This window comes from Bacillus sp. FSL W8-0102 (assembly GCF_038007225.1).
In the GTDB taxonomy this organism is placed as follows: Bacteria; Bacillota; Bacilli; order Bacillales; family DSM-4216; genus Bacillus_O; species Bacillus_O smithii.
The window spans coordinates 1,281,542-1,302,345 of record NZ_JBBOWT010000001.1 but is presented as its reverse complement, the minus strand read 5'-3'; the positions used below and the strand labels follow the sequence as shown (position 1 = coordinate 1,302,345).

Genomic DNA, 20,804 nt, shown 5'->3' with positions numbered 1-20,804 from the left:
TGCCTCTATTGATTGATATGACTGGAACCTGAGCGAATAAACAGCATCTCGATGACGCCAATGTCACTTTGTATTTGATCATATCACAAAACGAATGACCCCACAAACCATTTTGAGAGATAGTGTAACCCTTTATCCAGAGACTCGAATCTCCATTGAAAAACAATGTAGACTAACCGGATATACCCGATTGGTTCGACTCATCAGAGAAGGATGCAAACACTCCCGATGATGGAAATTTCACGTCATTAGCTGTCCCTGGTGGCAATCATTAGGGCAATATCTTTTAAAAGAGCTGTCTCAATGTCTAAACGGTTCAACTCTTCTATCGCTTGATCGACATGTTCTTTTAATTTTTCTCTCGCCCCTCTAACGGTTAATAAAGCCGGATACGTATTTTTGTGGTTCGCTATATCACTTCCGACTCTTTTTCCGAGTTTTTCTTCTGAGCCGACTATGTCCAATATATCATCTTGAATTTGAAACGCAATTCCGATGTGGTAGGCATATTTTTCGAAAATAGCCAATTCTGCTTCCGTTGCCCCGCCGATCAAAGCCCCGGCTCTTACGCTAAAGGCAATCAATCGCCCGGTTTTATTTCTATGAACGGCTTCTAGTTCCTCTAAAGTAAGAGCTTTTTTTTCACCTTCCATATCTGCGACTTGCCCTGCTACCATTCCTTCCGGTCCCGCCGCTTTAGCCAATTGCTCTATGATAGCCACTTTTTCTTTTTCATACAAGTCAGGTGATTGAGCGATAATTTGAAAAGCGTACGTCAATAGCGCATCTCCTGCCAAAATAGCGTTTGCCTCTCCGTAAACTTTATGGTTCGTCGGTTTTCCGCGGCGCAAATCGTCATCATCCATACTTGGCAAGTCATCATGGATTAAAGAATAAGTATGAATCATTTCGAGAGCGGCTGCTGCATCCATTCCCCTTTCAGGGTCTTTCCCAAAACTGTTAATAGCAGCAAATAAAAGAACCGGACGTATTCTTTTTCCGCCCGCCTGTAAAGAATAATCCATTGCTTCTTTTAAAACGGGAGGAGAGTCCAAAGAGGAAATATAAAATCTTAATTTCTGTTCTATTTTTTGTTTGTATTCTTTCATAAAATCGGCCAACGTAGATTTGGACAATGTCTTCTACTCCTCCTCTTGAATGCGAAATTCTCTTTCGCCTTCTTCAGTCATGAGCTTTGCTACCTGTTCTTCCGCATCTTGCAATTTATCATGGCAAAGCTTAGAAAGTTCCATACCTTTTTTATAGATTGAAATCGCTTCTTCCAACGGAACATTTCCTTCTTCCAGCTTTCTCACAATGTCCTCCAATTGTTCCATCGCTTGTTCAAATGATAGTTCCTGCTCAATTGCCATTATGATCCCTCCTTACTTCCGTTACTCGGCAATCCAATTGACCGTCTGAAAGACGGATTTGAATATTGTCTCCTCGATCCACTTGTTCGGTGCTTTTGATGACCGTTTGATCTTCCGAAAACACAACGCCATAACCTCTTTCCATAATTTTCATAGGATTGAGGGCGCTAAAAACCGATAAAGTATTTCCCAGCTTTTTCTTATGCTCATTCAAATAGCGAACCATTTGTTTGTGAAGCTCAAGCTGCTGATGTTCTACATTTTCTGAAGCTAGTTGAATTCGTTTTCCCGGATGATGTTTGAATAGTTGTTTGCTCAAATAAGAATAATAATCTTGCAAACGATGAAACTGAAATCTCTGTTCCCTTATTAATTTTTCCGTCAGCCTGTCCACTTTCTCCATTTTCTGAACGTATATCGATGCCGGATTGCGCAAAACATAAGAATCCTTCACCGCTTCATAACGTTTTCGTTCTCTATTTACCTTTTCGGAAACGGCCCGAATCAAGCGCATTTTTTTCGTCAACACTTTCTCCAATACGTCCTCTATTTGCGGTACGGCCAATTCAGCGGCTCCCGTTGGCGTCGGCGCTCTCATATCGGCAACGAAATCCGCGATGGTGAAATCCGTTTCATGTCCGACGGCGGATATAACCGGGATGCGGGAATGGTGAATGGCTCTGGCCACCACTTCTTCATTGAATGCCCATAGCTCTTCGATCGATCCACCGCCGCGCCCAACGATCAGGACATCAATCTCTTCATTGCGATTCGCTTCAGCAATGGCTTTCGCCACAGAACTAGCGGCATTTTCTCCTTGAACAAGCGCCGGATAAACATATACTTTAGTGATGGGAAATCGTCTTTTAATAGTCGTTATAATATCACGAATGGCGGCTCCTGTCGGAGAAGTAACGACTCCAACAGCCGCAGGAAATGACGGGATTTTTTTCTTTATTTCCTGACGAAAGAGGCCTTCTTTTTCCAATTTTTCTTTCAATTGTTCAAAGGCCAGAAACAATTCGCCAATCCCGTCCGGCTGCATTTCCTTGACATAAATTTGATACTGGCCGCTCGCTTCATAAACCGTGATTTCCCCTTTAACTAACACTTGCATGCCATTTTCAGGTTGAAATTTTAATCGTCTATTCATCGTGGAAAACATCACGGCCAAAATTCTCGCCTGGTCGTCCTTTAACGTAAAATACATATGTCCGCTCGTATGCTGTTTGAAATTGGAAATTTCACCTTTTACCATGACGTTTCGAAGGTACGGATCCGCATCGAATTTTCTTTTGAGATATTTCGTTAATGCCTTCACCGTTAAATACGCTGGCTGATTCATAAAAAATCACCTTTTCGTCTTTTTCCCGGCTACGGCTGCCGGAATGTCATAAGAAAAGCTGCATTCCACGCCAATCGCTGGAAGGCAGCCTTCTTTTTTATTATTGTACTATGAATCAATTGGAAATGCGATCTTTTACCATTCTTTTGGCTGATTGAACCGTATTGTAAAGCAACATCGTAATCGTCATCGGTCCAACTCCACCAGGCACAGGAGTAATGAAGCTTGCTTTTTCTCGAACGGATTCAAAGTCAACGTCCCCGCAAAGCTTTCCGTTTTCGTCGCGGTTCATACCGACATCAACGATGACAGCCCCTTCTTTCACATCTTCTGCTTTTAAAAATTTCGCTTTTCCAACTGCCGCTATGATGATATCGGCTTGTTTCGTATGATACGAAAGATCTTCTGTTTTAGAATGACAATAAGTGACAGTCGCATTACGCTGAAGTAATAAAAGTCCGGCAGGCTTTCCAACAATGTTGCTCCGCCCAATGACAACTGCCCGTTTTCCTTGCAAATCGATCTGTTCCCTTTCCAGCAGTTTCATAATGCCATATGGGGTACACGGCAAAAACCCTTCTTTTCCTATTACCATTTTCCCAACGTTCACCGGATGAAACCCATCGACATCTTTTTCTGGAGAAATCGTGTCAATGACTTTTGATTCGGAAATGTGACCAGGAAGCGGCAGCTGAACAAGAATGCCATGAATTCGCTTATCCTCATTCAATTCGCGGATTTTATCGAGCAGCTCGGCTTCCGAAATGGCAGCAGGGTATTTATAAATTTCCGAATGAATGCCTACTTCCTTACAGCCTTTTTCTTTATTCCTTACATACGTATGGGATGCGGGATCATCTCCGACCAGTATCACGGCAAGACCCGGAACAACACCTTGCGCTTTTAATTCATCCACTTCTTTTTTTATTTCTTCACGAATTTCCTTTGCCGCTGCTTTCCCATCAATTAGTTTGCCTGCCAATGCTTTTCGCCTCCTATTTATTCTCTAGCGACTTTTTAATTCTTGATAAAACACCGTTAATAAATTTTCCTGAACGTTCGTCTCCAAATCGTTTGCCGATTTCTACAGCCTCATTGATTGCCACATTGGCAGGAACATCTTCCCGATATTTCATTTCGTAGACAGCCAATCTTAAAATATTGCGGTCGACTTTTGCCAAGCGGTCAAATGACCAATTTTCCAAATGCTGTTTAATGCAGCCATCTATTTCATCCAGATGTTCATATGTACCGAGTACACATTGATGCACATAACTGTCGTCCACTTCTTCAGGGACTACATTTCGGATAGCTTCCGCTGGATCCGCACCGCTTACATCGATCTGATATAACGCTTGCAGACTTTTTTCGCGCGCTTCTCTTCTGTTCATTCGTGCTCTCCTTCTTTTTATGTATTTCTTGCTGGTATTATATCAAGACAATCAAAAATGAGAAAAGAAGTTCCGACCAATTAAGCAACCATTTGCATAACGGCACGTACAAAAAGAGGCCGACCCAAAAAGACCCGCCCCTCCTTATCACTCAAGAATTGTTGTCTTTATTCAGACAAAGATGAGGAGGGACATGATCCTCGGCATGGGGTCAGCTATTTTTACACTTCTTGTTCAATTTCGCCGTCATTCGTTTTCGTTTCAAATTGTACTCCTACAATATGGACATTTACTTCATCAGCCTCAAGCGATGTCATATTGAGCAGCGCCTGGCGAATACTGTCTTGAACTTTTTGAGCTACAGACGGGATGGAGATGCCAAAATGGACGACACAATAGACGTCCACCTTCATGCTTTCGTCTGTCAACTCTACTTTTACACCTTTCCCATGGTTTTTCCGTCCTAAACGTTCCGCTACACCCGACGCAAAACTTCCGCGCATTTGAGCAACGCCCTCTACTTCAGAAGCGGCAATTCCGGCAATCACTTCAATGACTTCAGGCGCAATCTCTATTTTCCCCAGCTCATTTTCATCATTGTTCATTTCCAACAGTTGGTTATTTTCAACCATTTTCTGCACCTCCGGGCATATTATGTGTTCATCACATCATACATCTCAAGAAACTTTGTATTAAAGTCTCCTTCCACGAACTTTTCATGCGCTAATAATTTCAAATGAAACGGAATGGTTGTATGAACACCATCAATGACAAACTCGCTTAAAGCACGTTTCATCCGGGCGATCGCTTCTTCGCGGGTATCGCCGTAAGCAATTAATTTGGCGATCATAGAATCGTAATAAGGAGGAATCATATAGCCTGGATACGCAGCGGAATCCACACGAACTCCAAGCCCTCCCGGCGGCAAATACATTTGGATTCTGCCCGGGGAAGGCATGAAATTTTTCTCAAGATTCTCTGCATTGATACGGCATTCAATCGCCCATCCATGAAAAGTCACGTCTTCTTGTTTAAGGGAAAGTTGTTCTCCAGAAGCGATACGAATTTGTTCTTTCACAAGATCAACGCCAGTAACCAGTTCTGTTACAGGATGCTCCACTTGAATCCGGGTATTCATTTCCATGAAATAAAATTGGCGGTTACGATAATCATAAATAAATTCTATCGTACCGGCTCCCGTATAATCAACCGCCTTTGCCGCTTTCACGGCCGCTTCTCCCATTTCTTTTCGAATTTCACCGTCTAAAGCAGGTGATGGAGATTCTTCTAACAATTTTTGCAGACGTCTTTGTATCGAACAATCCCGTTCACCTAAATGAATGACGTTGCCGTATTGGTCCGCCAAAATTTGGATTTCTACATGTCGGAAATCTTCAATGTATTTTTCGATGTATACACCGGGGTTGCCAAAAGCAGTAGCCGCTTCTTGTTGAGTAATATTGATTCCTTTTTCCAGATCCTGTGGATTTCTGGCAACGCGAATGCCTTTTCCGCCACCGCCTGCGGTCGCTTTTATAATCACAGGATAGCCAATTTCCTCAGCCAGTGATAGGGCTTCATCGATGTTTTTGATAATCCCATGAGATCCCGGAACGATTGGAACACCGGCTTTTTTCATCGTTTCTCTCGCTACGTCTTTCGTTCCCATTTTAGAAATGGCTTCCGGTGAAGGGCCAACAAACGTGATATTGCATTCACGGCATAATTCTGCGAAATCGGCGTTTTCCGACAAAAATCCATATCCAGGGTGAATCGCATCACAGTTAGTCAAGGTGGCTACGCTGATGATATTCGTCATGTTCAAATAGCTTTCTTTTGATGTCTTCGGACCAACGCAATAAGCTTCATCCGCAAGCTGGACATGGAGCGCTTCTTTATCTGCTTCCGAATAAATGGCGACGGTCTCTATACCTAATTCCCGACAAGCGCGAATAATTCGGACCGCAATTTCCCCACGGTTCGCAACCAGTAGTTTTTTTATCATGCCGATCTCTCCTTATTCTGTTTTCACTAGAAACAACGGTTGCCCATATTCCACCAATTGTCCGTCTTTTACTAGCACTTCCACAATTTCTCCATCTACTTCTGCCTCTATTTCATTAAATAACTTCATGGCTTCTATAATGCAAACCACTGTATTCTTCTGTACTTTTGATCCTACTTTTACGTAAGGATCAGCGTCTGGAGACGGAGATTGATAAAACGTTCCGACCATTGGAGATGTAATTTTATGTAATGCTGAGTCCGTATTGGATGTTTCTGTTTTCTCTTGTGCCGTCTCTGTCGAAGCTTTTTCCAAAGCCACCTGTTCTTTTGGCGCCGCTACTTGGCCGGCAACAGGCTGCAGAGATGCTGCAGGTTGAACAGAAACAGGCTCTTGCTGTACATATGTAACACCGGCACGCTTTTTCATTTGGATTTTAGCGCCGTCTTCTTCATATACAAACTCGTCAATGCTTGATTGATCGACAAGCTTAATTAGCTCCCTAATTTCTTGGACTTTCATTTTTAGCACCCTTTCCTAAATAATGACTAAATAATAAGCCTAATTAATAACATCATACGATAAGAATTTGTGAAAAGACAAGAACAGCTTTATTCATGTTTCCATGAATATCCCTATTTTAGCTATTTTTCATGCAATAATAAAGATCAGGATTGTTTTTCTTCCTCCCGGACTTTTTCAGTTTTCGCCAAAACAAATGACAATCCTGCTTTTCGAAAAAGAAAAAATTCATATACTTTTTTTCGTAAGACGATCAAGTCCCACTCTTTGAAAACCAGAAATACGTTGAAAAATCATTCAGCCCACAAATAAAACCTTGTCTCAAAATGAATGACAAGGCTCCATTCCATAACACGGAATATTCAGAAAACATTTGTTGTTTGAATCCCTTTTGGCTTCAATGAAATTCCTTCTTCATCCCTCGCTTTGAGGTCTTTTTCATACAATCCGAAAAACAAGTTCATAAGCAAAGATAGATGAATCAGGTGAGTGAAACCTCATACCCTCTCTCAAAATCTATTGAGAAATATCACTGATTTATCGTCCGCCGTTTTCCATTCCTATAGACTGTTCTTATACGCTATTTAGAAGGCTGGAATTCCACGGCAATTGGCAAATATTGATTATCCATTTCTTTTTCAACAAGGTGAATGATCTCGTTCGCATCTTTAGCGGAATGTTCATTCGATTTTACTGTAATTAATATTTGCTTTCCGTCATCGCGAACCAGCGCATCTTTATATCCTTTCGATTTGATCAGCGTTTCAAGAACATTTTCTTTTGTCGCCATTTCCGTCAGCTTTTCCATCTCATCATAGGCTTTGTTTTTTTCTTCAGGAGACAAATCAGAAGAAGCTAATTTGTTGGTCAGCTCTTCCCGCAATTTGCTGCGTTCATCTTGAATTTCCAGACGCAGAGCTTCGAATGCTTCATCCCCCGCAGATTTCGTAATAACTTCCACATTATGGTTTTTGGCCGATTTATCTTTTGCCGATTCATCCGCTGCTGGATTGGTTTGTTTTTGTTCTGCCAATTCGCCGCCGTTTTTCGGCTGTTCGGGAGAAGTAATGTAATATACCGATAGCACCACAACTAGGCTAAGCATGGTTAATAGCCATACAGTCTGTTTTTTTAAAAGCATTTTTCAGAATCCTCCTTCTATTTTTTAGGCATTACGGCCACTCTGTAGCTAGGAACATCCAATACCCTCGTAACCGCTTCAATAATCCATTTTTTGACTTCAATGTTTTCTGCTCCTTCCGCTACAACTAGAACCCCGCGTATTTTCGGTTTCATCGTTTCTACGACGAGCGGTTCATCCGTTTCACCTTTTTGGACCATCACCACGTTTTCTTCTTTTGTTTCATCTTGAATGGTTCTTTTCCCTCCTTGTTTATCCTTTTCTTCCGTCGTTTGCTTTTGGGTTTTCGTGTTTTTTTCCAATACTTTTTTTTCTGTTGCTTCTACATTTACGACAACCGTGACATTATTGACGCCCAGCATTTCATCAAGTGCTTCTTTTAGTTGATTTTCATATTGAGTTTCGTAATCTTGGATGTTTTTCGGCTTTGTTTTCTTATCTGTCGCAAAGGTTTCCACATCTTTTTGCGAAGGGGGCTGCACAGTTGTCGTAACTGCCTGATTTTTCTTGTTCCACATATCACTTGCGGCCATCAAGGCGGCTCCAATAACGGCAGCGACCACCAAAAACAGCAATTTGTTCTTTTTCTTATCGTTCTCCCCATCGCCTAGTTTTAGCGGGAGCCATTTTTTATCAGAACTGTTTTTAGAATCCATGCCCATCCGTCCCCTCTTCATCCAGTACCACGATTTTTTCCGGATCCTCTCCCCACTGTTTGGCTAAAAAAGCAGCGATTTTTTTCTCTTCTTCATGCGGCTTTGAACTTCGAGAATCGTGAATGTCGATATTGACCTCTTGAACAGATTCTGTCATTCCGTCTTTTGCGTCTTTTAAAACCACCTTGATTTTATTTATATCCTCCTGCTTATACCCATGTTGATCTTTCATTTCCACTTGAATATCCACAATTTCTTTTTTGTACTTCTTCATCAGCTCCTTTTCCACCGAATGTTTTAATTGGACAGCCATCTGTTTTAAAATATATTCACGCTGAGACGCTTGTATTTCATTTTTCTTTTGATTCAATTGATTTTCTGCTTCCCAGGTTTCTCCGCCGCTCGTTTTGATCGCCGAAACGATTTCTTGCTGGAATTGGCCGGAAAACACCGAGAGCAGCGGCGTTAACAGGACAACGATTAAAATAAGTCCAACGATGATTTTCAGATATTTTTGATAGGTCGAAGAGGGAAGCAGCATTTCGATGGTGACAGCAAATAAAAGCAAAAGAATGATGTTGGCAATCCATTTCGAAAAAAAATCCATGTCAACCTCCTAGCGCATCATCATCGTGATATTTCCGGCTGTCACAATTATCGTAATACAGAGAAAAAACATGATGGAAACAATCGCCAAAGCGGCAAAGACATAAAGAATGCTTTTGCTCATAATATCTAAGCAAGTTATGACGGGACCTGCTCCAATCGGCTGCAAAACAGCGGCGGCTACCTTATAGATCAAGGCAATGAGCAAAATTTTTACAGCCGGAAAAGCGGCAATAATGAGTATGATCGCCATACCGGCTATACCGACCGTATTTTTTAACAACACGGAGGCGCTGATAACGGTATCGGCCGTTTCTGTGAGCATCCGTCCGATAACAGGGACAAAATTACCCGTTACAAATTTCGCAGTCCTCACCGCCAAGCCATCCGTCACAGCGGTGGCAGTCCCTTGAACGGAAACGACTCCCAGAAAAACGGCCATCAAAATCCCTAAAAGGCCGATGCTCCAATTTCTTAACAAGGAGGCAAGCTGAGTGGCTTTATACTCCTTTGAAAACAAACTGACCATGCTGACCACGACAGATAGAAAAAGCAGGGGAAACACAATGTTTTGAATAAACAACCCGCTCGTATTCATTAAAAAGATCATAACGGGATGGAAAAAGGCAGCGGAAACAGCTCCCCCCGATGCAGCAATAAGCGCAAGAAGCAAAGGAATAAGAGCCAATGAAAAATGAGTCATCCGTTCAATCGATTCTTTTGAATATTGAATGGCAATGTGAAAACTATTCAATGCAATGACAATCAGCACCATAAAAACAACGGCATACGCCACTTTGCTGACGGTCCCCTGCTCAAAAGCATTTTGAAGCGATTGCAGAAGGGCGCATAAAACAGTGAGCACGATCAACGATCCCAAAAGTTTTCCACTCTTTAATACTTCTTGAATAGAAAATTTGACTATGGCTGAAAACCATGCTTGGATGGAAAACTGCTTTTCGCCTTTTAAATAATCCATAAGGGATCCTGTTTGAGATTCAGGAAGATATCCGCCATATTCATTGACTACTTCTTTCCAATATTGCATCAGCTCATCTACCCCTAGGTTTTCCAGCTGGGTTTGCACCATTTCCTTTTGGGAAGGGTGTTCACGAGAATCCGAAGAACCTTCCGCATGGACAACAGTTCCAGAAAAGGCAAAAGAATAGAGAGCGAAGACGAAAAGCATTGAATAGACACGCAATCTTTTTCACCATCCTAAAAGGGCTCTGTCCTGCTTTCCTCGACCGGAACAAAAGTCCCGGATAACGCATTCAGGTTAAAAGTCGGATGAAGTTTTTCCTCTTGAGTAATGGTCGACGATGAATATTGATTTATTTTGCCGGAATTAAAGAAATAATCGTCTCGAGCAGGACTGATATAATAGGAACAGCCATGGCCAATATCAAGATTTTTCCTGCTAATTCAACCTTTGATGCCAGAGACGAAAGTCCCGCATCCTTTGATATCTGAGAAGCCAGTTCGGCAATATAGGCGATCCCGATAATTTTCAAAATCGTCTCCACATACACCATGTTGATGTCTGTTTTGGAAGCAATTTCACGAATCATTTGAATAATGGATTGAATTTGATCGATTAAAAACAAAAAAATTCCAACACTGACAAATAGAACAAGCAACACAGCAAAATTGGGCTTTTGTTCTTTTAAGAGGAGAGTTAAAAATACTGTAATAAGCGCGATCCCCGCAATTTTGATTATGTCAATCTTCCTCTCCCCCTTTTCTACTGAAACAAAAATACAGATTTGATTTTTTCAAACAAATCCCCAACGATGGTGGCAACAACAAACAAAATATAGATAAATCCAAATAATGTAACCCACTGGGCATACTCTTTTTTTCCTACTTGGTCCAAAATCGTATGCAAGAAGGCGACAACGAGTCCGACACCGGCGATTTTAAAAATAATATCCACATCTATCCCCATGTACGATTCCCCCTGGTTTTAGAAAAGCAAAAGGACCAAAAGCAGCCCTACTAAAATGCTTAAACTTTTGTACATTTTTTCGTATTTTTTTTGATTTTCCCGCGCTTCTTCCTCTTCTCTTTGCAAATGGGCAAGGGTCAGAAGAATGTGCTTCTGCTGGGTCAGAAGGTCATGTTTGCCTAACGATCCGCCAAATTGTTCTATAATTTCATATTCCGGCCGCTTAAAGGCTGCCTTATTTCTGATAAGATGGAGACTGTTTTTCCATGCTGCATCGACTGAAATTTCTGTTGATAAAATCGTCTCGGCAAAAGTAAGGAACAACTGGGATACAGGGAATCCGAATTGATGACCGATTTTTCTCGCTGCTTCATGCAAAGGGGTATGCCCGTACATAATTTCCGCCTCCAACGACTGCAGCGCCGCGATCATCATTTTCAATTGCTTCGTCCGATCGGCTAATTGTTTTGCTTGTTCGAATCCGAACCAGACAGCAGACCCCAGAATCAAGATGGCACCAATCCATTTCATCCTTTTTCCACCCTCATTTGGCGGGACAGCCGTTGCCCTTTTTCTCCTCTAATGACGGAAATAGTACCGGGACCTTTTTCTCGTGTCAGTTCCACATACCTTTCGATTAATTGCCGATTGACAATATCAGCAAGAAGAGGGCGTTTTTGAATCTCTTCAAGAGAATCTCCGTGTGTCGTCATGACAAGCTTTACCCCTGCATTGACCGCTTCCAGCACAGCCATCCGATCCTCTTCCCGCCCGATTTCATCTACTACTAAAACATCTGGACTCATCGAACGAATCATCATCATCATGCCTTCCGCTTTTGGACATGCATCCAACACATCCACTCTTGGTCCAAAGGAAAGCTGAGGAATCCCAAACATACAGCCGGCGATTTCGGAACGTTCATCGACAATTCCTACTTTTAAGGGTGGAATATTCAATTGGTCACAACCGGTCGAAACGACTCTGGCGATATCACGGAGAAGAGTCGTTTTTCCTGTCTGGGGAGCCCCGATAATCATCGTATGTTTCCATCCTTTTTCAAATAAAAAAGGGATAAGAGGACGTGAAATCCCTATGATCTCCCGGGCAATTCTTATATTAAAAGAGGACAAATGGCGCAATCCCTTGACTTGTCCATTTTCAAGGATGACTTTTCCCGCCAGCCCCACTCGATGCCCTCCTTCGATGGTAATGTACCCCCGTTTCAATTCTTCTTCCAGCGTATAAAAAGAATGGTGGCTTATTTTACTCAAAAACGTTTCCCCGTCCTCTTTCGTGACAACATGAGAAAGAAACAGGGGGCGTCCCTTGACAGCGATCTCAAGCGGACGACCAATTCTCATACGGATCTCTTCCACTTTCATCCAATAATTGTCGGGCAGTCGCTTCATTTCATCCGCAATTGTCTTTGGCAAATAATCAAAAATTTCTTCCACATTCATTCCTCCTAGTACAAGCCCCCTCTACTACAAATATATTTTCGATCGAAGGAAGTATGACTTCATTTCACCCAAATCCAAAAGCAGGAAAAAAAAGAAGCCAGATCAAAACCCATAAAAGGATCTTGATCTGGCTTCCTTCAACTTAAAATGTAGTATGATTACGCTCTTGAAACGTAGGAACCATCTGATGTGTTAATAACGAGTTTGTCGCCTTCATTTACAAAGAACGGAACTTGTACGACAAGCCCTGTTTCAAGCGTTGCTGGTTTTGTACCGCCTGATGCTGTATCTCCTTTAACTCCTGGTTCCGTTTCCACGACCGTCAATTCCACTGTATTCGGAAGTTCCACACCGATTGTTTCTCCTTGATACATCATAATGAAAACTTCCATATTTTCTTTTAAGAATTTTAATTCGTACTCGATTTGGGAGCTGCTTAATTCGATTTGTTCGTATGTTTCATTATCCATGAAAACGTGTTGATCGCCGTTTGCATACAAGTATTGCATTTTTCGATTATCAATTTGTGCTCTTTCTACTTTTTCGCCGGCGCGAAACGTTTTTTCTTGAATGGCGCCTGTACGCAAATTGCGCAGCTTCGAACGAACAAATGCCGCTCCTTTACCCGGTTTCACGTGCTGGAAATCCAGTACGCGCCAAATTTCTCCATCAACTTCAATCGTCAAACCTGTTCGAAAATCATTTACTGAAATCATGTATGGCTTCCTCCTGTAATTTACAAAATAATCAATTCTTTTGTTGAATGTGTGATCGTTTCATTGCCGCTGCTTGTGATAATCGTATCGTCTTCAATGCGTACTCCGCCAAGGCCGGGCACATAGATCCCCGGTTCAACCGTTACAACCATTCCCGGCTGCAGCACAATATCCGAACGCATAGACAATAAAGGCTTTTCATGAACTTCCAATCCAATTCCATGACCAAGAGAATGGCCAAATCGATCGCCGAAACCTTTTTCTGCTATGTAGTTTCTCGCAATCGCGTCTGCTTCTTTCCCGGTCATTCCCGGTTTGATTTTTTCCACCGCCAACAATTGAGCCTCGAGAACAATTTGATAAATGTTTTTCAAATCGTCGGAAGGCTCGCCAACGGCAACCGTGCGAGTGATATCGGACACATATCCTTTGTAAAGGGCTCCGTAGTCAAGAGTGACTAAGTCCCCTTTTTCGATGATTTTATCGCTGGCCACTCCGTGTGGCAAAGCGGATCTTTTTCCTGAAGCAACGATCGTATCAAACGAAGAAGAAGTTGCCCCGCACTTTCTCATAAAGAACTCGAGTTCATTGGCGACTTCAAGCTCAGTGATTCCCGGTTTGATAAAGTCCAAAATATGTTTAAACGCAGCATCGGCAATATCGGCAGCTTCCTTTAATATCTTAATCTCTGATTCGCTCTTAATCAAGCGCAAGTTTTCGATGATATCACCGACAGGAACTAGCTCGCCTTTAAAAGCTTTCTGATAGTCTTGATAATTGGAAAAGGTTAAGTGATCTTTTTCAAAGCCTAATTTTTGAATGCCTAGCTTTTCAGCCTGTTTCGCCACTTCTTCATGAATGGGAACGGCATGTTGGACAATTTCATATCCTTTTGCCTGATTCCCAGCTTGTTCCACGTAGCGAAAATCAGTAATAAATAAAGCTTTTAACTCAGAAATAAGCGCTACTCCGCTCGTTCCGGTGAAATTTGTCATATAGCGTCGATTAAAGGGGCTTGTCACTAGCATCCCATCAATACCGGCTTGAGCAAATTGTTCACGAAGTCTTTTGATTTTTTCCATTAAGATTCTCTCCCCTGTATGTACTGAATAATGGCTTGAAGCGCCAACTCATAACCCAGTGCCCCCAATCCGACAATTTGACCAATGGCTTCGGGAGCGATGACAGAATGGTGTCGAAAGGATTCACGTCGATGTATGTTTGACAAATGAACTTCTATCACCGGGACTTGAACGGAAGCTATTGCATCTCTTAGCGCATAGCTGTAATGCGTAAAAGCCCCTGGATTGAAAATGACGCCTTCTATCCCTTCGTCTTCTGCTTGATGAATGCGGTCAATCAGGGCCCCTTCATAGCTAGATTGGAAACAAACCACCTCTGCTCCAAACTCTTTTCCTTTTTCCCGAACTCTTTTCTCGATGGAATCCAATGTTTCGGTTCCATAAATCGCCGGTTCTCGTTTTCCTAAACGATTTAAGTTCGGGCCGTTTAATAAAAGTATATGCACAGCGACCACCTTATTGAAAAAGATTTCTTTAAAACATTTTATCACAAATATCCCATATCTTTCATTAGCCTTCTCGGAAAGACCGTACTTTTCCGTTGGGGGAGAGCGTATAATAAACAGGAAGCTTTTAACTATGACCTATTATTTATTTTCTTGTTTTTGAAGCTTTTTATAATATTGACCATATACTTCTCCATATTGATAAGAAATGGAAAATCCGACAAATAAGCCATAAAGCGAATAGAGACAAAGACTTGTCACATAAGTATGAAAAGAAATGTGTTTCCAATGTTTTATGCCGGGAAAAATCGGATTGAAAATAAATATGACAACCAAAAACAAGGCAATCCCATACCCTACTCCCATCCACATAGATTTTACTTTTTTGAAACAAAGATAGTAGATAAAGGCCGCAAGGATCGAAACGATTCCATAAGCGAACAATGTCATGAAAAAACCAATCCATGTTTCCCGCCATTTTCCTACAGTAAACGGTTCCAGCAAAACGTTCGGTTCAATCGTGGTAAAATGAAACCAGTAGGCAAAATAAGCCACAAAACTCCATAACAATCCTCCAAAAAAGCCTGTAACGGCCACATATGCAAACATTGACATCGTTTGCTGACTGTGTTCTGATTGATTCTTTCCGTTTTCATTTCCGTCCATGTTGCCCACCTCCATCTGACGGTTCTTGACGTGAACATATCGCTTCATCATAAAGATTCTCTCCTGACTTGCATCTGACATATTCCCTTTGATATTTTGTGAAAAATGACCAAAATGAATTCGCTAACCTATCTGTAAGTCGTTGGAAGGATTATTTATCATCGTGAAGTTCCTAAACACGCATGATTCAAGACCAAAGCTATTTCCTCCTTCACCACGAAGCCTCTTCTATTGAAGTCCTCTTTTAATATGCCCTATCTAAAAAAACTTTTTCGTCCTTTCGTGCAGACCTTTCCTTATTCAGAAAAGAAAGTTAAAATAGGGATAATAAAAGTTTACGATGAGCGAGGGATTCCATTGAAACAAACAAAGCCTTTATATGGAGGCCAAGCCGTAATCGAAGGAGTGATGTTTGGGGGTAGACACTTTACGGTCACCGCTGTCAGGAAAAAAGACGGTGAAATGGAGTTTTACCGCCTTTCTCGAGAACAAAAACCGATCTTTCAAAAAATCAAACACATCCCATTGCTGCGGGGGATCGCGGCCATCATCATCGCAACCACCACCGGCTCAAAACATCTTCAATTTTCTTCCGATCTGTATGAATCCAATTGGGAAAAAGACATGGATGATGAAGCTCCAAAAAAAGAAACAAAAAAATGGACGATGGCCTTAAATGCAGCGATCGTCGGTATTCTGTCTTTTCTGTTTGCCAAATTTGTCTTCACCCTTGTGCCCGTGTTTTTGGCAGAATTCACCCGTCCCATTTTTCCCGGAGATTTGACTCAAATTTTCATAGAAGGTATGTTTAAACTTCTACTGCTTCTAGCATATATTCATTTTATTTCGTTGACTCCCCTTGTAAAAAAAGTGTTGCAATATCACGGAGCAGAGCATAAAGTGATCAATGCCTTTGAAAATGGTCTCGATTTAACCGTTGAAAATGTTCAATCTCAGTCGCGCTTGCATTATCGCTGCGGCAGCAGTTTTCTTCTTTTTACCGTCATTGTCGGAATATTTGTATATATGTTTGTTCCGGTTCACCCTCTTTGGCTGAGAGTAGTAAACCGGATTGCTCTGATACCTGTTGTGCTGGGTCTGTCTTTTGAAATGCTGCAGATCACCAACAAACTGCGAACAGTGCCGATATTAAAATATTTAGGCTATCCTGGCTTATGGCTTCAATTGCTGACGACAAAAGAACCGAGTGATGATCAAGTAGAAGTGGCCATCGCTTCCTTTAACGAACTACTCCGTTTGGAAATGATGGAAGAAAAAAGATTAAAAGAACAGAAAATTGTCTAAACTATCAATAGATCATCCATCGACAATGAATTTCATGCTGGCAGGGAGGTGGGTTTCTTGAAGATTCGCACTTTCGTTTTCTTTTTAATCACGGGTCTTGCCGCCATCGGGTTATTGTCTTTCTTTGCAGGCTCTCCTAATGCACTGGGAAAGCGAATCCTGTTTTTAATCTTTGTTGCAAGTCTTCTGTATATCGTCTACAGAATGGGAATCAAAAAGCCGGTACGCAAAGACCAGCAAGCATTTTTAAGAGCAGCTAAAAAATCCAAGAAAAGAATCAGGAAACGTCAATCATCCCGACTTTCTACCCAAAAAAGAAAACCGATTCGCAGAAGAAACGACGTCCATCTGACCGTCATCGAAGGAAAAAAAGGGAAAAAGAAAAAACGAGCTTAACCCTTGGCTCGCTTCCATTAACCATAGCTCCAGTTTTTTAAAAACCGCCGAGTTTGTTCGCGTCCTAATTCCACAAGGACGCGTTTTTCATTATCATTTAATTCAAACTCCGTCAAACTAATTCCATTCGTTTTAATAAATACAATGTTTTTCTCCAGTTTACGGGATATATAACGGGCATCGTGAGCATCTTTCATCGTTTTAAAAAGGGCGCTAAACAACTCAATGGCATTATGAATGTTTTTTTCCTGAATATCGGAATCTCGCGGAACCAGCTTAATGCCGATCACCGGACGTTTTCTACCCTCCTGGCCGAAAATCCACATGGGAAAGTTGCTCAAAATGCCTCCATCTGCGATCAACGCTGTTCCCTTAGCTGTTTTAAGCTTTGCCGGCTGAAAAAAATAAGGGAGCGAACAGCTCATGCGAATCGCTCGAGCGACGGAAAAATTCTCAGGCGAAATGCCGTAGGGCTGAAGATCATCCGGCAAAACGATTAACTGGCCGTTTGTCAAATCGGAAGCGACGACTCTCAGTGTCTCGGGAGGTAAATCAGCAAATGTCCGAACACCTTTTTGCGCCAATTTTTCGCTTAACCATGCTTCTAATGAATCTCCTTTATAAAGTCCTAATTTCCAATAGACTTTTAGCCAATTTAAAAATGCCGGAAAGTATCGTGGAGAATCGTCCAACAAATCCTTCAAGTCCACTTCATCTATTAATTGGTAAATTTCGCTGCTTCTATAACCGGCCGCTATAAAACCGGCAATGATCGAACCGGCACTTGTACCCGCAAGTCTGATAAATTGATATCCTTTCTCTTCCAGTTCTTGGTAAGCGCCAATTAACGCAAAACCTCTTATTCCCCCTCCGGAAAAAACTCCATCGATTTTCATACGGTCCCTCCTTCGATGCAAACTTTCTTTTATATGTTTAAGAATGGGGCACGACAATTAGAACTTCTGGATACAAAAAACGAGGCTGACTCTAAATGCGAATCAGCCTCTTAGAAAGAGATTTCTCTGAAAAACAGCAGAAGTTTTATTTTATAGTCCACATTTTAATTGTGCACCGCAGTTTGTACAAGTATTGCAGCCGCCGATTTCTTCAATCGTCCCTTTGCGGCAGATAGGGCATGTATCGCCGACTTCGTTGCCTATTTTCACAGATGTTGAACGAACATCTTGAATCGTATCTAGTATGACGACATGTTGTTCCGATTTTTCCGCATCATTCACAATCGGCTCTTCCTCTGGATGGTTTTCTTCTGCTTTTAACGTTAATACTTGTGAATCACGGCTTCCGTCAACATAAACGGTTCCGCCTTTTGCCCCGCCTTTATAGAGACGCTCGTACACTTTCTGCACTTGTTCAACCGTATAACCGCGAGGAGCGTTGACCGTTTTGGAAATCGAGCTGTCTACCCAGCGTTGAATCACACATTGTACATCGGCATGAGCTTCCGGAGACAAATCCATCGCCGTTACAAACCAGTGCGGCAGATGATCCGGATCAGCTTCTGGATGTTGATCCAAATATTCTTGTACGATATCCGCTTTTACCTCGATAAATTTTCCTAACCGGCCGCTGCGGTAGTAAGTAAAGGAGAAATACGGTTCCAATCCTGTGGATACGCCCACCATCGTTCCTGTGGATCCAGTCGGCGCCACCGTTAATAAATGAGAATTGCGAATTCCGTATTTCAAAATATCTTGACGGATATCTTCCGGCATTTTTTTCATATAACCGGATTGAATAAAGGACTCGCGAAGCTTATTCGTTTCTTCTTCCGTTTCTCCTACCAAATATGGGAAGCTTCCTTTTTCTTTCGCCAATTCAATCGATGTTCTGTAAGCCGTCGTTGCAATCGTTTCAAATACCCGGTCAACCAGCTTGTTGCCTTCTTCCGAACCGTACTCTTTCTCGCAGTAGATCAGCAAATCCGCCAGGCCCATCACGCCTAAACCGATACGACGTTCGCCGAGGGCTTGTTTTCGGTTCTCTTCCAGGAAGTAAGGAGTGGCATCGATGACATTGTCTTGCATGCGAACGCCCACTTCCACCGTCTGTTTTAATTTTTCAAAATCAACCGTCTTGTTTTCTTTATCCACCATTTCGGCAAGGTTGACTGCTGCCAAGTTGCACACAGAATACGGAGCCAGCGGCTGTTCACCACACGGATTGGTTGCCACTATTTTTTGTCCGTAGCTTACCGCGTTCGTCATTTCATTAGCATTGTCAATAAAGAAAATGCCCGGCTCTGCAGAGTATGTAGCACAAATGTTGATTAAGTTCCATAATTCACGTGCACGAATTTTACGGTATGTTTTCACTTTGTGGCCCATTTTCTCCCATTCGCGCACATCTCCGACTTTGTGCCATTCGTTATTGTAAATTTCCATTTCTTTTTCATCGTAAGATTCCACAGCCGGAAAACGGAGTTCATATTCTTCATCTTTTTCGACTGCTTCCATAAATTCCTTCGTTAAGCAGACCGAAATATTCGCTCCCGTCAAAAAGTCCGGATTATGGACAGAATATACTCCACCTGTACGAAGCTTTTCTTCGGCTTCTTGAATAATTTTTTCGCCAAAACCGCCTTGTCCCGGAATGTTTTTATAATTGAGAATCCCTTGATACATCGCTTTTTCCAGTTCAGTAAGCGGTGTGAATTTCAGTTTGTCGCTCGCAGCCTTTTTAATTTGTTCGTCGTTTGAATTTTCAATTAAGAAACGCAAAATACGCGGATTTTGCATTTTGGATATAATAAATTCCACAATATCAGGATGCCAGTCTGCCAGCATAATCATTTGAGCTCCACGTCTTGAACCGCCTTGTTCCACCAGGTGGGTTAATTTAGCAATATCATCCAGCCAAGAAACGGATCCTGATGATTTTCCATTTACCCCTCTTGCCAATGCATGACGAGGACGAAGCGTTGATCCGTTCGTTCCGACCCCACCGCCTCGCGACATAATTTCCATTACTTGTTTGCGATGTTCGGAGATGCCTTCACGGGAGTCCTTTACAAACGGCATCACATAGCAGTTGAAATAAGTAACATCCTTTCCGGATCCCGCTCCGTACAGCACACGTCCAGCCGGAACAAAATTCAAACTGACGAGCTCGCGATAAAATTTTTCAAACCATTCTTTTCTTTTTTCTTCCGTTTTTTCAACGGAGGCTAGGCCTGTTGCGTTTCTCTTTGCGATTTGTTCATAATAGACTTCCAGAGGTTTTTCAATGACATTGAGCGGCCGACGAACGATACCTGTTTCCAATTCTTTCGGATCGTCAATGGCACTGCGGTATTCCTCTTCAATCCATACATCTGCCTTCTTGGCTTCCCAATCAATCCCGACGATATACCCTAATCCGCGGGCCGGAAATTTTGGATCCTCTTTCACCGTTAAAACGACAAAATCCCCTTCTGCCAAAGTAATTTTCTCTGTATCTTTAAACGAATATCGATCGATCATGACCAGCCGGGATACACCTTTAAAGGTGATTTTCATGTCATCCGTAATGGGATGAACCTGAGGGAAAAGCTGTATATCCTTGTTTAAACGTTCCTTGTTAATCGTCATGTTTTTATTCAACGCAACAGACATATCGACAACTCCTTTTCTAGCTTTAAACGTTTCTTCATTTGGACAAACCCAAGCCATATATTATACTCACAAAAACGCACCGCACAATATATTGTGCTATTACCCCTTCCACTATTACTATATATTGATTTA

General features: G+C 42.0%; 24 protein-coding genes. 2 read left to right on the top strand and 22 right to left on the bottom strand.

The genetic code is table 11. The features are described from left to right. Positions 1-248: 248 nt before the first annotated feature. The 20 genes from N1I87_RS06335 to N1I87_RS06240 all read right to left on the bottom strand — a co-directional run bounded on the left by N1I87_RS06335 (position 249) and on the right by N1I87_RS06240 (position 15,411). Entirely contained in the window at positions 249-1,136 is an 888-nt protein-coding gene (locus tag N1I87_RS06335; protein ID WP_340395946.1) for a polyprenyl synthetase family protein, read from the bottom strand. Positions 1,137-1,142: 6 nt separating this feature from the next. Continuing rightward, a complete protein-coding gene (xseB, locus tag N1I87_RS06330; protein WP_003355290.1) occupies positions 1,143-1,373 on the bottom strand; it encodes an exodeoxyribonuclease VII small subunit in 231 nt (76 codons plus the stop codon). Further along, on the bottom strand, positions 1,363-2,718 hold the full coding sequence (xseA, locus tag N1I87_RS06325) for an exodeoxyribonuclease VII large subunit (RefSeq protein ID WP_327824004.1): 1,356 nt from the start codon (positions 2,716-2,718) through the stop codon (positions 1,363-1,365). Before xseA ends, xseB begins: the two co-directional genes overlap by 11 nt. Before the next feature lie 115 nt (positions 2,719-2,833). Then, positions 2,834-3,700: a bifunctional methylenetetrahydrofolate dehydrogenase/methenyltetrahydrofolate cyclohydrolase FolD gene (gene folD, locus N1I87_RS06320; protein WP_327796997.1), complete on the bottom strand. Its 867-nt coding sequence runs from the start codon at positions 3,698-3,700 to the stop codon at positions 2,834-2,836. Positions 3,701-3,713: 13 nt separating this feature from the next. After that, positions 3,714-4,109, bottom strand: coding sequence for a transcription antitermination factor NusB (gene nusB, locus N1I87_RS06315; RefSeq protein ID WP_048623660.1), 396 nt, complete (start codon positions 4,107-4,109; stop codon positions 3,714-3,716). Positions 4,110-4,330: 221 nt separating this feature from the next. After that, on the bottom strand, positions 4,331-4,741 hold the full coding sequence (locus N1I87_RS06310; protein ID WP_003355295.1) for an Asp23/Gls24 family envelope stress response protein: 411 nt from the start codon (positions 4,739-4,741) through the stop codon (positions 4,331-4,333). A gap of 20 nt (positions 4,742-4,761) precedes the next feature. Then, positions 4,762-6,114 (bottom strand): acetyl-CoA carboxylase biotin carboxylase subunit, encoded by a 1,353-nt coding sequence (gene accC / locus N1I87_RS06305; protein ID WP_341101072.1) that lies wholly within the window; start codon positions 6,112-6,114, stop codon positions 4,762-4,764. 12 nt (positions 6,115-6,126) lie between these two features. Beyond that, positions 6,127-6,636 (bottom strand): acetyl-CoA carboxylase biotin carboxyl carrier protein, encoded by a 510-nt coding sequence (gene accB / locus N1I87_RS06300; RefSeq protein WP_341101071.1) that lies wholly within the window; start codon positions 6,634-6,636, stop codon positions 6,127-6,129. Between the two features lie 580 nt (positions 6,637-7,216). After that, positions 7,217-7,777 carry a SpoIIIAH-like family protein gene (locus N1I87_RS06295; protein WP_048623662.1) on the bottom strand — a complete coding sequence of 187 codons (561 nt, stop codon included), beginning with the start codon at positions 7,775-7,777 and terminating at the stop codon, positions 7,217-7,219. 17 nt (positions 7,778-7,794) lie between these two features. Further along, positions 7,795-8,439 (bottom strand): stage III sporulation protein AG, encoded by a 645-nt coding sequence (spoIIIAG, locus tag N1I87_RS06290; protein ID WP_445285683.1) that lies wholly within the window; start codon positions 8,437-8,439, stop codon positions 7,795-7,797. Next, a complete protein-coding gene (gene spoIIIAF / locus N1I87_RS06285; RefSeq protein ID WP_003355300.1) occupies positions 8,423-9,040 on the bottom strand; it encodes a stage III sporulation protein AF in 618 nt (205 codons plus the stop codon). The genes spoIIIAG and spoIIIAF overlap by 17 nt, the downstream gene beginning before the upstream one ends. A 9-nt stretch (positions 9,041-9,049) precedes the next feature. Continuing rightward, positions 9,050-10,243 (bottom strand): stage III sporulation protein AE, encoded by a 1,194-nt coding sequence (spoIIIAE, locus tag N1I87_RS06280; RefSeq protein ID WP_341101067.1) that lies wholly within the window; start codon positions 10,241-10,243, stop codon positions 9,050-9,052. 130 nt (positions 10,244-10,373) lie between these two features. Further along, positions 10,374-10,757 (bottom strand): stage III sporulation protein AD, encoded by a 384-nt coding sequence (gene spoIIIAD, locus N1I87_RS06275; RefSeq protein WP_340402347.1) that lies wholly within the window; start codon positions 10,755-10,757, stop codon positions 10,374-10,376. Between the two features lie 26 nt (positions 10,758-10,783). Continuing rightward, positions 10,784-10,987, bottom strand: coding sequence for a stage III sporulation protein AC (gene spoIIIAC, locus N1I87_RS06270; RefSeq protein WP_003355303.1), 204 nt, complete (start codon positions 10,985-10,987; stop codon positions 10,784-10,786). A gap of 18 nt (positions 10,988-11,005) precedes the next feature. After that, entirely contained in the window at positions 11,006-11,518 is a 513-nt protein-coding gene (spoIIIAB, locus tag N1I87_RS06265) for a stage III sporulation protein SpoIIIAB (RefSeq protein WP_341101065.1), read from the bottom strand. After that, positions 11,515-12,444 carry a stage III sporulation protein AA gene (gene spoIIIAA, locus N1I87_RS06260; RefSeq protein ID WP_341101063.1) on the bottom strand — a complete coding sequence of 310 codons (930 nt, stop codon included), beginning with the start codon at positions 12,442-12,444 and terminating at the stop codon, positions 11,515-11,517. Before spoIIIAA ends, spoIIIAB begins: the two co-directional genes overlap by 4 nt. 164 nt (positions 12,445-12,608) lie before the next feature. Continuing rightward, on the bottom strand, positions 12,609-13,166 hold the full coding sequence (gene efp / locus N1I87_RS06255; RefSeq protein WP_003355307.1) for an elongation factor P: 558 nt from the start codon (positions 13,164-13,166) through the stop codon (positions 12,609-12,611). Between the two features lie 20 nt (positions 13,167-13,186). Continuing rightward, positions 13,187-14,248 carry a M24 family metallopeptidase gene (locus N1I87_RS06250; protein ID WP_341101061.1) on the bottom strand — a complete coding sequence of 354 codons (1,062 nt, stop codon included), beginning with the start codon at positions 14,246-14,248 and terminating at the stop codon, positions 13,187-13,189. Next, positions 14,248-14,694 carry a type II 3-dehydroquinate dehydratase gene (gene aroQ, locus N1I87_RS06245; RefSeq protein ID WP_341101060.1) on the bottom strand — a complete coding sequence of 149 codons (447 nt, stop codon included), beginning with the start codon at positions 14,692-14,694 and terminating at the stop codon, positions 14,248-14,250. Before aroQ ends, N1I87_RS06250 begins: the two co-directional genes overlap by 1 nt. A 141-nt stretch (positions 14,695-14,835) precedes the next feature. After that, complete coding sequence (locus N1I87_RS06240; protein ID WP_328202013.1) at positions 14,836-15,411, bottom strand: YqhR family membrane protein; 576 nt, start codon at positions 15,409-15,411, stop codon at positions 14,836-14,838. Positions 15,412-15,768: 357 nt separating this feature from the next. Here N1I87_RS06240 and N1I87_RS06235 point away from each other — a divergent pair, with 357 nt between their 5' ends. Beyond that, the gene (locus N1I87_RS06235; RefSeq protein WP_270583238.1) at positions 15,769-16,665 is read left to right on the top strand and encodes a DUF1385 domain-containing protein; all 897 of its coding nucleotides are present in this window, start codon (positions 15,769-15,771) and stop codon (positions 16,663-16,665) included. A gap of 57 nt (positions 16,666-16,722) precedes the next feature. Continuing rightward, positions 16,723-17,061 carry an SA1362 family protein gene (locus N1I87_RS06230; RefSeq protein ID WP_048623668.1) on the top strand — a complete coding sequence of 113 codons (339 nt, stop codon included), beginning with the start codon at positions 16,723-16,725 and terminating at the stop codon, positions 17,059-17,061. A gap of 17 nt (positions 17,062-17,078) precedes the next feature. On the opposite strand, the gene N1I87_RS06225 is transcribed toward N1I87_RS06230, so the two are convergent. Further along, complete coding sequence (locus tag N1I87_RS06225; RefSeq protein WP_048623669.1) at positions 17,079-17,957, bottom strand: patatin-like phospholipase family protein; 879 nt, start codon at positions 17,955-17,957, stop codon at positions 17,079-17,081. A 150-nt stretch (positions 17,958-18,107) separates the two neighbouring features. Continuing rightward, positions 18,108-20,672, bottom strand: coding sequence for a vitamin B12-dependent ribonucleotide reductase (locus N1I87_RS06220; RefSeq protein ID WP_270583237.1), 2,565 nt, complete (start codon positions 20,670-20,672; stop codon positions 18,108-18,110). Positions 20,673-20,804 lie beyond the last annotated feature (132 nt).

Coding starts and splice junctions, on each gene's coding strand:
- xseB (WP_003355290.1), bottom strand. CDS start 1,373: ATGGCAATTGAGCAGGAACTATCATTTGAACAAGCGATGGAACAATTG.
- xseA (WP_327824004.1), bottom strand. CDS start 2,718: ATGAATCAGCCAGCGTATTTAACGGTGAAGGCATTAACGAAATATCTC.
- nusB (WP_048623660.1), bottom strand. CDS start 4,109: ATGAACAGAAGAGAAGCGCGCGAAAAAAGTCTGCAAGCGTTATATCAG.
- N1I87_RS06310 (WP_003355295.1), bottom strand. CDS start 4,741: ATGGTTGAAAATAACCAACTGTTGGAAATGAACAATGATGAAAATGAG.
- accC (WP_341101072.1), bottom strand. CDS start 6,114: ATGATAAAAAAACTACTGGTTGCGAACCGTGGGGAAATTGCGGTCCGA.
- accB (WP_341101071.1), bottom strand. CDS start 6,636: ATGAAAGTCCAAGAAATTAGGGAGCTAATTAAGCTTGTCGATCAATCA.
- N1I87_RS06295 (WP_048623662.1), bottom strand. CDS start 7,777: ATGCTTTTAAAAAAACAGACTGTATGGCTATTAACCATGCTTAGCCTA.
- spoIIIAG (WP_445285683.1), bottom strand. CDS start 8,439: ATGGGCATGGATTCTAAAAACAGTTCTGATAAAAAATGGCTCCCGCTA.
- spoIIIAF (WP_003355300.1), bottom strand. CDS start 9,040: ATGGATTTTTTTTCGAAATGGATTGCCAACATCATTCTTTTGCTTTTA.
- spoIIIAC (WP_003355303.1), bottom strand. CDS start 10,987: ATGGGGATAGATGTGGATATTATTTTTAAAATCGCCGGTGTCGGACTC.
- spoIIIAB (WP_341101065.1), bottom strand. CDS start 11,518: ATGAAATGGATTGGTGCCATCTTGATTCTGGGGTCTGCTGTCTGGTTC.
- efp (WP_003355307.1), bottom strand. CDS start 13,166: ATGATTTCAGTAAATGATTTTCGAACAGGTTTGACGATTGAAGTTGAT.
- N1I87_RS06250 (WP_341101061.1), bottom strand. CDS start 14,248: ATGGAAAAAATCAAAAGACTTCGTGAACAATTTGCTCAAGCCGGTATT.
- N1I87_RS06240 (WP_328202013.1), bottom strand. CDS start 15,411: ATGATGAAGCGATATGTTCACGTCAAGAACCGTCAGATGGAGGTGGGC.
- N1I87_RS06235 (WP_270583238.1), top strand. CDS start 15,769: ATGTTTGGGGGTAGACACTTTACGGTCACCGCTGTCAGGAAAAAAGAC.
- N1I87_RS06225 (WP_048623669.1), bottom strand. CDS start 17,957: ATGAAAATCGATGGAGTTTTTTCCGGAGGGGGAATAAGAGGTTTTGCG.
- N1I87_RS06220 (WP_270583237.1), bottom strand. CDS start 20,672: ATGTCTGTTGCGTTGAATAAAAACATGACGATTAACAAGGAACGTTTA.